At 72.1% G+C, this 6918-nt stretch carries 6 protein-coding genes; all 6 read right to left on the bottom strand.

Translation table 11 applies throughout. The features are described from left to right. Positions 1–155: 155 nt before the first annotated feature. Positions 156–1118 carry a prolipoprotein diacylglyceryl transferase gene (gene lgt, locus AB0D27_RS44825; RefSeq protein ID WP_362521294.1) on the bottom strand — a complete coding sequence of 321 codons (963 nt, stop codon included), beginning with the start codon at positions 1116–1118 and terminating at the stop codon, positions 156–158. 120 nt (positions 1119–1238) lie between these two features. Beyond that, on the bottom strand, positions 1239–2015 hold the full coding sequence (locus AB0D27_RS44820) for a thioredoxin domain-containing protein (protein WP_362521291.1): 777 nt from the start codon (positions 2013–2015) through the stop codon (positions 1239–1241). Positions 2016–2116: 101 nt separating this feature from the next. Beyond that, the gene (gene trpA, locus AB0D27_RS44815; protein WP_362521288.1) at positions 2117–2932 is read right to left on the bottom strand and encodes a tryptophan synthase subunit alpha; all 816 of its coding nucleotides are present in this window, start codon (positions 2930–2932) and stop codon (positions 2117–2119) included. Then, positions 2929–4221 carry a tryptophan synthase subunit beta gene (gene trpB, locus AB0D27_RS44810; protein WP_362521286.1) on the bottom strand — a complete coding sequence of 431 codons (1293 nt, stop codon included), beginning with the start codon at positions 4219–4221 and terminating at the stop codon, positions 2929–2931. The genes trpA and trpB overlap by 4 nt, the downstream gene beginning before the upstream one ends. 1078 nt (positions 4222–5299) lie before the next feature. Next, the gene (gene trpC, locus AB0D27_RS44805) at positions 5300–6109 is read right to left on the bottom strand and encodes an indole-3-glycerol phosphate synthase TrpC (RefSeq protein ID WP_362521284.1); all 810 of its coding nucleotides are present in this window, start codon (positions 6107–6109) and stop codon (positions 5300–5302) included. A 167-nt stretch (positions 6110–6276) separates the two neighbouring features. Next, positions 6277–6771 (bottom strand): DUF2752 domain-containing protein, encoded by a 495-nt coding sequence (locus AB0D27_RS44800; protein ID WP_362521281.1) that lies wholly within the window; start codon positions 6769–6771, stop codon positions 6277–6279. Between the last annotated feature and the right edge of the window lie 147 nt (positions 6772–6918).

The raw sequence follows: 6918 nt of genomic DNA, 5'->3' as shown, positions 1-6918 counted from the left end.
GCGCGAAGCGCGATACGGGGGGTCTGGGGGGCGAAGCCCCCCAGGTACGGGACGGGCAGGGGCGGAGGGGGCGAGACACGTCTGAACCCGCACGGGCACGCGAAGGGGGCGCCGCGTTCCAGGACGCGGCGCCCCCTTCGACGTACCGAAAAGACTCAGCTCTTCTTGGCCGACCCGGCCTCTTCCTCGGCCTCGGCCGCGTCCCCGCCCTCGGCGGACTCCCCGGCCTCCGCCGACTCCGCCGACTTCTCGGGCTCGGCCTCCGCCGGCTTCTCCAGATCCACGGCCTCGCCGGAGGCCTCCGCGCCGGACTCCACGATCTCCTCACGCCCCGGACGGCGGCGCGAGGAGATGACGATGTACAGCACCGCGAGGAGGAAGACCGCCATCGCGGTCCAGTCGTTCAGACGCAGCCCCAGGATGTGGTGGGCGTCGTCGACGCGCATGTACTCGATCCAGCTGCGGCCGACACAGTACGCGGCGACGTACAGCGCGAAGGCACGCCCGTGGCCGAGCTTGAAGCGGCGGTCGGCCCACAGGACGAGGAGCCCGACACCGATGCACCACAGGGACTCGTACAGAAACGTCGGGTGGTAGTAGCCCGGCACGCGCCCGTCCGCGGAGGACGTGATGTGCAGCGCCCAGGGAACATCCGTCGCCTTGCCGTACAGCTCCTGGTTGAACCAGTTGCCCCAGCGCCCGATCGCCTGCGCGAAGGCGATGCCGGGTGCGACGGCGTCGGCGTACGCGGGCAGCGGGATGCCCCGGCGCCGGCACCCGATCCACGCGCCGAGCGCGCCGAGCGCGATCGCGCCCCAGATGCCGAGCCCGCCCTCCCAGACCTTGAAGGCGTCCACCCAGTCACGGCCCTCGCTGAAGTACAGCTCGTAGTCCGTGATCACGTGGTACAGCCGTCCGCCGACGAGGCCGAAGGGGACGGCCCAGACGGCGATGTCGGCCACCGTGCCGACCCGCCCGCCCCGGGCGACCCAGCGCTTGTTGCCGAGCCAGACGGCTACGAAGACGCCGATGATGATGCAGAACGCGTAGCCGCGCAGCGGAATGGGGCCGAGGTGCAGCACACCGCGCGACGGGCTGGGAATGTAGGCAAGTTCCATGGCAAGGTCGACGCTACCGTGCCGGACACCACCCACGGCAAGCGGCCCGGCAACGGGTCCATAACGTGCGGTGCCCCCGGACCGCCGACGGCCGAGGGCACCGGGAGACCGATGAGGGGCTCAGCCCTTGTTCTGCGCCTCCACCATCTGCTTCAGCTTGGCCGGGGTCATCGTCTGGTCCGCGTAGATGTTCTTGCCGCCGAAGAGCACGGTCGGCGTCCCCCCGAAGTGGCCGTTCTGGAACGCCTGGTTCGACTTCACGACCCAGCTGTTGTGCGTGCCGTCCTTGACGCACTTCTGGAAGGCCGGGGTGTCGAGACCGTCGACCTTGCCCGCCAGCTCGATGAGCTTGGAGCTGTCGGCGAACTCGTCGCTCGCTTCCTTCGGCTGGTTCTCGTACAGGACGTCGTGGTACGCGGTGAACTTTCCGGCGTCCTGGGCGCAGGCCGCGGCATTGGCGGCGTCGCGGGAGCCGCTGCCGCCCATGTTCCCGTCGATCAGCGTGACGAGGTGGTACTCGACCTTCAGCTGCCCGGAGTCGACCAGCTGGTGGATCGTCGGGCGGTACACCGTCTCGAAGGCCTGGCAGGCCGGGCAGCGGAAGTCCTCCCACACCGTGAGGGCCGACTTGGCGGCGTCCTTGCCGACGGGGATCGCGAGACTGTCCTTGCCTGTGGCCCCCGAGGGCGACACGACCGGGCCCGACGCGCCGCTCTTCTTGTCCTTGCCGGAGTTGGCCGCCAGCACGCCGACCACTGCGGCGAGGCCCAGCACGCAGACCACCGACGCGCCCACGATCAGCGCCCGCCGGCGCTTCTCCGCGGCCCTCTGCTTCTCTCGCTCGACCGCCATCCGCTCGCGGGCGCTGCGCTTTCCGTCACGGTTCTTCTCGCTCACATCCGGCAGAACGAACCGGGGAGGCGCAGCGCGCCTCCCCGGTCCCAGGTCCACCCGTTCGAGTGAGCGGATTGTCCGTTACGTACGCAACCGGCCGTGCCTCACATCGTGCCGCGCACGCCCTTCGCCAGGTCGCCCGCGAGGGCGCGTACGGCGTCGAGACCCGCCTGCTCGTCCGGCGCGTCCAGCATCCGCTTCACGAACGCCGAGCCGACGATCACGCCGTCGGCGAAGCCGGCCACCTCGGCGGCCTGGGCGGCGTTGGAGACGCCGAGACCGACGCAGACGGGCAGTTCGGTGGTGGCCTTGGTGCGCCGCACCAGGTCCTGAGCCTGCGCCCCCACCGACGCCCGCGTCCCGGTGACGCCCATCAGCGAGGCCGCGTACACGAACCCGCTGCCCGCCGCGGTGATCTCGGCGAGGCGGGCGTCCTTGCTGCTCGGCGCCACGACGAAGACGGTCGCGAGACCGTGCTTCTCCGCGTGCTCCCTCCACAGCGCCGACTCCTGGACGGGCAGATCGGGCAGGATGCACCCGGCCCCGCCCGCCTCCGCCAGCTCGGCGGTGAAGCGCTCGACGCCGTATCGGTCGATCGGATTCCAGTACGTCATCACCAGGACGGCCTTGCCGGTGGCCTGGTGGGCCTCGCGGACGGTCCGCATGACGTCGGCGATCCGGACTCCGCCGCGCAGGGCGATGTCGTCGGCGGTCTGGATGACCGGCCCGTCGAGGACGGGGTCGCTGTGGGGCAGCCCCACCTCGACGATGTCCGCGCCGCCCTCGAAGACGGCCTTGATCGCGGCGATGCCGCCGTCGACGGTCGGGAAGCCGGCCGGCAGGTAGGCGATGAGCGCGGACCGCCCCTCCGCTTTTGCGCCGGCGAGGGTGTCGCTCAACAGCTGGATGTTGCCGCTCACTTGGCGTCCCCCTCGATCTCGGCGTTCTCGCTGTCGGCGTCCGCGGGGACGACGGCGTCGGCCTTGGTCTCGTACAGGCCGAAGTAGCGGGCGGCCGTGTCCATGTCCTTGTCGCCGCGCCCGGAGAGGTTGACGATGATCAGCCCGTCCTTGCCCAGCTCCTTGCCGACCTCGAGGGCACCGGCGAGCGCGTGCGCGCTCTCGATCGCCGGGATGATGCCCTCGGTGCGGGAGAGCAGGCGCAGGGCCTGCATGGCGGCGTCGTCGGTGACCGCGCGGTACTCGCCGCGGCCGCTGTCCTTGAGGTAGGAGTGCTCGGGCCCGATGCCCGGGTAGTCGAGGCCGGCCGAGATCGAGTACGGCTCGGTGATCTGACCTTCCTCGTCCTGCAGGACGTACGACCGCGAACCGTGCAGGATGCCCGGCTCGCCTGCCGTCAGCGTGGCCGCGTGCTCACCGGTCTCGACGCCGTGTCCGGCGGGCTCGCAGCCGATGAGGCGTACGTCCGTGTCCGGGATGAAGGCGTGGAAGAGGCCGATGGCGTTCGAGCCGCCGCCGACGCAGGCGATGGCGGCGTCGGGGAGCCGCCCGGCGCGTTCCAGGATCTGGCGCCGGGCCTCGACCCCGATGACCCGGTGGAAGTCACGCACCATGGCGGGGAAGGGGTGGGGGCCGGCGACGGTCCCGAAGAGGTAGTGCGTGTGATCGACGTTCGCCACCCAGTCCCTGAACGCCTCGTTGATGGCGTCCTTCAGCGTGCGGCTGCCGGACTTCACGGCGATGACCTCGGCGCCGAGCATGCGCATCCGCGCCACGTTGAGCGCTTGGCGCTGGGTGTCGATCTCGCCCATGTAGATGGTGCACTCGAGCCCGAACAGGGCGCAGGCGGTGGCCGTCGCGACCCCGTGCTGACCGGCGCCGGTCTCGGCGATGACACGGGTCTTGCCCATCCTCCTGGTGAGGAGGGCCTGCCCGAGCACGTTGTTGATCTTGTGGGACCCGGTGTGGTTGAGGTCCTCGCGCTTCAGGAAGATGCGGGCGCCACCGGCGTGCTCGGCGAACCGGGGCACCTCGGTGAGGGAGCTGGGCCGTCCGGTGTAGTGGACGAGCAGGTCGTCGAGCTCGCGGGCGAACTCGGGATCCGCCTTCGCCTTGTCGTACTCGACGGCGACCTCGTCCACGGCGGCGACCAGCGCCTCCGGGATGAACTTGCCGCCGAAGGCGCCGAAGTACCCCTCGGCGCTGGGAACTTGACCCTCGGGGTCGGGAATGAAGAACTCGCTGGGCATGCGGTTACCTCGCAGGGGCGACAGCCCCGGTTACAAGTCGGACAGGGTTCACGTTAACCAGGCACACACGCGATACGCCTCCGGCACCGGCCACTCGTCGACACCGCCCGCCGTTACGGAGACGGGTTCCCGCCACAGGGACGGAGCGTCTTCCGACGGGGCTGGCGGCCCCACAGCAAGAGCGGCGCCTCTGCCGACGACCCAGGCCACACGACAGAAGCAGCACCTCTGCCGACGACCCAGGCCACGACAGCAGCAGCACCTCCACCGAGGACCCAGGCCACGACAGCAGCAGCACCTCCACCGAGGACCCACGCCACACGACAGAAGCAGCACCTCTGCCGACGGGCCGAAGCCACACCGCAGGCGGCGGCTCTGCCGACGGCCCCGGCCAGGCGGCTGGGGCAGTGCCTTGCCTGCTGCCGGCGGGCCGGCCTTCCCCGCCGCGACGGCGAGCAGCCGCGACGACGGTGATCGGCGGTGATCGCCGGTAATCGGCGGCGCCGAACCGGCCGGTACCCCGTCGGGGAACCGGGCGAAGCCCGAGCCCGCGGCGGAGCCGGTAGGAGCCTGAGGTGCGGCGCGACGGCGAGAAAACCGCGGCGTGCACCACGGTGCCGGACCCCGGCTCAGCCCACCCGCAGGGCGGACTCGGCCGGAGAGAGCGCGAGCGCGCGTACGCGCTCGGGCCATCGCATCCCGTTCACCTGACCCGGTTCATCGCCGATGACATAGCGAACCCGACGCCCGTGCACCCGCCGCGCGGGCGCCCGGCACCCGCGCGGACGGCAGCCGCGGGCAAGGCGGGCATAGGGATCCCGGGCTGCCGAGCCCGGGAGCGCCGGTGAGGACCCCACACAGGTGCGCCCGGAGTACGAGTCCCCGTGACCGGTTCGCGGCGCGGCCACAGCCGACCAGGCGTCGCCGTACACGTCCCCGCGCCCGGCGGGCGACACCGCGTACGCGTCTCCCCGGCCCGGGCCCGGCGCAGCCGACCCGGCGCACGCCGGACCCCCGTCGAGGCGCGGGCCCGGACGGGGAACGGCGGTGGCGTGGGTCGAGGCGGGCACCGTAGGTGTCAGTCCCGTCCGTGGCGCAGCGCGGGGTGTGCCCCGGCCGCGACGAGGTCGGAGACGGCCGTCTTCGGGTCGCGGCCGGTGACGAGCGACTCGCCCACCAGGACCGCGTCGGCGCCGGCGTTGGCGTACGCGATGAGGTCGTGCGGACCCCGGACACCGGACTCGGCGACCTTGATGACGCCGGCGGGGATCTCCGGGGCGACCCGCTCGAAGGTCGAGCGGTCGACCTTCAGGGTCTTCAGATTGCGCGCGTTGACGCCGATGACCTTCGCGCCGGCGTCCACCGCCCGCTCGGCCTCGTCCTCATCGTGCACCTCGACGATCGGCGTGAGCCCGATGGACTCGGCGCGCTCGATGAGGGACTCCAGGGCGGACTGGTCGAGCGCGGCCACGATCAGCAGCGCGAGGTCGGCGCCGTACGCGCGGGCCTCCCACAGCTGGTACGACGTGACGATGAAGTCCTTGCGCAGGACCGGGATGTCCACGCGGGCGCGGACGGCCTCCAGGTCGGCCAGCGAGCCGCCGAAGCGGCGCTCCTCGGTGAGGACGGAGATGACGGCCGCGCCACCCGCCTCGTAGTCCGCGGCCAGCGCGGCCGGGTCGGCGATCGCGGCGAGCGCGCCCTTGGAGGGGCTGGAGCGCTTGACCTCGCAGATGACCTTGACGCTGTCACCGCGCAGCGCGGCCACGCCGTCCTTGGCCGCCGGAGCCTTCGCCGCGCGCTCCTTGAGCTCGTCGAGGCTGACGCGCGCCTGCCGCTCCGCGAGGTCGGCACGGACTCCGTCGATGATCTCGTCGAGCACACTCACGCGAGCGGCCCCCTTCCCTGCGCTGGACAGTTGAAGCGGTTGATCAGCTGACCCGGTGCACCGCCTCGCAGACGCTACAGACGGGTCACTGCGATGGTATCCGGAGGAAGGCGTAGACCTCGCATCCGGTTGACGCCGGTCCCACTACCTGGACCTTCGCCATTTGATCAAGGATGCAACCAGCCGCCGAACGGCAGGTTCCGGACAACGGTGAAGACCAGCACCAGCGCGCCCACGCTCCACAGGTGGACCGGCCCGAGATCCAGCCGCACCGGGCGTCCCCGCACCGACCGCACCACCCAGACGGTCCACACCACGGCGAAGAGCAGGTATCCCGCGACGGCGAGCGCGTTGTCGGTGAGGGCCGCGGCGAAGTCCCCGTGCACGAAGGCGTGCGCGCTGCGCAGGCCGCCGCAGCCGGGGCAGTACACGCCCGTGAAGCGCAACAGCGGGCAGACGGGGTAGTGACCGGGCTGGTTGGGGTCGACGGCCCCGACGTAGGCGAAGGCGCCGACGACGGCCGCGAGCACCCCTGCGGGGACGAGGAGCCGGCGCGGCCCACCGTCGCTCACAGCGGGATCCGCGGGCTCAGCGGCGCCGGGAGCGCTGTGCGGACTCCGGGCCCGCGTCACCCTGGGGGTTTCGGCGTTCACCCCACGCATTGTGCCCCTCCCGCCTGGTGTCCGCCCGTCACCGGATGCGAGAGGCGGGGGCGGGCGCGCGGCCGGGGCGCGGCGCACCCAACAACTGGGGGGGGGGGGCCGCGCGCCCCCCCCCCCCCCGGCCCCCGCACCCCCCCCCCCCCCCCC

It is taken from the genome of Streptomyces sp. NPDC048415 (assembly GCF_040651675.1).
In the GTDB taxonomy this organism is placed as follows: Bacteria; Actinomycetota; Actinomycetes; order Streptomycetales; family Streptomycetaceae; genus Streptomyces.
The sequence above is the reverse complement of the archived record's forward strand: the minus strand, read 5'-3'. Positions and strand labels throughout refer to the sequence as shown.